This is a genomic window from Streptomyces sp. NPDC049577, from assembly GCF_040675635.1.
In the GTDB taxonomy this organism is placed as follows: Bacteria; Actinomycetota; Actinomycetes; order Streptomycetales; family Streptomycetaceae; genus Streptomyces.
On the sequence record NZ_JBFAPH010000551.1, the window covers coordinates 1 to 2,377 of the forward strand.

Here is a 2,377-nt window from a genome sequence, read left to right on the forward strand (position 1 = left end):
GGGGGCAGCCCGAGCAGTGCCATCGTGGCGGCCGTGGCGAAGACCACGACGACGATGACGACGATGCCCGCCGTGCCGGGCCGCACGGGGCCGCCGGGCTTGACGGGCGCGGTGGCGTCGTCCACACAGGGCACGCCGGGGAGCGGCCGGCCGAAGCCGGTCTCGGGCTGGTGGTGCATGGAGGGAAGGTGGTCCGGGCTGAGCATGTCCAAGGTGATCTCCTCGGTCCGTTGCCACTCGACACGAGGCACTCGTGCGTCCCACCGGCCTTGCAGAGCCGACGGAACAATGCCTCAGCGCACACCTTCCACCCGGCACACGAATGGCGTAAAGACGGCGCACGCGTGCGTGTTTCGCCTTGTCCCGATTACTGCGAGCGGCCGACGCGTCCGTCGTCGCAGGTCAAATGCCCATTGAGCGGTGACCGTTTCGCACCGGGTGCGGCGAAGTCCCCTTTCCTCGCCGACCCAGGCCCTTGTGCCGGCAGAGGTGGAGTGGTGATTCTTCAAGGCATCGGCTCCCCGCGACGCCGCTCGGGAACCCCTGGCGCGGTGCACGGGCGTCAGGAGCCGGACAGAACCACACTGTCGGATGCCGACGGTGGACTGACCAGCAGTCGAATGACCAAAGGTGGCTGACATGGCAGCAGTACGAGCACGGACAGCCGTGTTCCGGTTGCTCCTCAGCGTTCGATCGCTGGTTGCCCTCACCCTCCGGAGCGTCTGGCGCCTGCCCGACGGTACCAGTCCCCGGAGCATCGCCACCGAGCGCCGCAAGAGGCCGAGGCCGTCCCAGGCGCACTCCTCGCCACGCGGCACGCCCCGCAGCTCCCACCTGCCGCCGGCACCTCCGGCTCCCGGTGCCCGACCATCGCTCTGCCCGCACCTCGCGGCCCGAGGGCCGGCATGCCATGCCGGCACCGTCTCCTGAGCGGAGACGCAACCAAGGATTCGCCGGTTACCTCCCCCGGGTCCGTCCAGCCCGGGACTCCTTCGCCGTGCCACCGGCCACGGCTCACCGTCGCGGTCTCCCCGGCCGTTGCCACTCGACAAGAACAGGGGACCGGATGGCCTTTGTTGCAGCGAAGGCCCTCCACATCAGTGCCGCCGTTGCCTCCCTCGCTCGGAGAGGCGCCGGCGGCACTGAAGCGTCACCACCGCCGTCAGGGGCGGCAGGCCGCGCGTGTCATTCGGCCAAACACAGCAGAATTGTCCCTAGAATGGCCGAATGTTCATAGCCAGCGAGTTCCCCGGAGGGGTGATCCGGTGAACCGGTCCGAGGCCACCGACACGCAGTGGGAGGGACTGGCCGAGGTCGTCCCGCTGCGAAGCAATCACGCCTGGCCGTCCTGGCCAGACCATCGGGCCCTGCCCGAGGAAGAACCCGCCAACCACCAGCGGCGCTTCGTCGTGCTCCGTGTGCAGATCTTCGCGGACGCCCGCGAGGTGGCCGAGCACCTCATGGCCGGTACGCCGGTCCTGCTCGACCTGACCAGCGCCGATACCGACGTCGCCAGGCGGATCCTCGACTTCTCGAGCGGTGTCGTCTTCGGCCTGGGCAGTGTGATGCACCGGGTCGACACGCACGTCTTCCTGCTCGCACCCGAAGGGACGGAGGTGGCCGCCGGGTACTCCGATCGTAGGAAGAATGATCAGCTGAAACGGTTTGGCTGAGCGGACGCCGCATACGGTCCGGGCATGGACGCAAGCTGTGCCCGGCCGGCCGCGTATCAGCGGCCCGTCGTGACCGAACTGCGGTTGTCCGCCTTCAAGTCGCACCGCAAGGCCGTCTACCGGCTGGCGCCGCTGACGCTGTTCCGGGGGCCCAGCGGGAGCGGCAAGTCCAGTGCGCTGGAGGCGTACGAGACGTTGTCGCGGCTCGCAGCGGGGGACACCCTCCAGGAGGCCCTCGGGCCGGTGGCCGGCGGACCGGCCGCGTGCGTGCCGGCGCACGCCAAGCCCGACGCGCAGGGGCGGCGCGGCTTCCGCATCGGGTGCACGGTGCAGGGGCCGATGGGGCCCGTACGGCTGGACGTCGCCGTGCAGACCGAGCCCGAACTGCGCGTGGTGGGCGAACGGTTGACCGGCGGGGAGTGCACCCTGCTGTCCACGGCCCTGCGCGATCCCGGGCTGCCCACGGTCGAGGCCGCCTGGCACACGGCGGGCTCGGTGCCCGTCACCCGGGCGCCGCTGCCCGACGACCGGCTCGGTACGGCGCTGCTCCCGCTGCGCGTCGCCGGCAAGACGGCCGGGCAGCGCATGGTGCTCGACGCGGCGGAACAGGTGCTCATCGCCCTGCGCGCGGTCTTCCCCTGTGATCCGCGCCCGGAGCTGATGCGACTCCCCGTCGCCGCGCGGGACGGCATGCTGCGGAGCGC

General features: G+C 70.8%; 3 protein-coding genes. 2 read left to right on the plus strand and 1 reads right to left on the minus strand.

What is annotated here, in order from left to right:
• The coding region (locus AB0K09_RS32470) for a hypothetical protein (protein WP_366068984.1) at nucleotides 1–212 on the minus strand (212 nt) is incomplete at its 3' end.
• 1,053 nt (nucleotides 213–1,265) lie between these two features.
• Here AB0K09_RS32470 and AB0K09_RS32475 point away from each other — a divergent pair.
• Entirely contained in the window at nucleotides 1,266–1,673 is a 408-nt protein-coding gene (locus AB0K09_RS32475) for a cell division protein SepF (protein WP_366068985.1), read from the plus strand.
• Between the two features lie 24 nt (nucleotides 1,674–1,697).
• Nucleotides 1,698–2,377, plus strand: a 680-nt coding sequence (locus AB0K09_RS32480) for an ATP-binding protein (RefSeq protein WP_366068986.1), incomplete at its 3' end; no start/stop codon positions are given.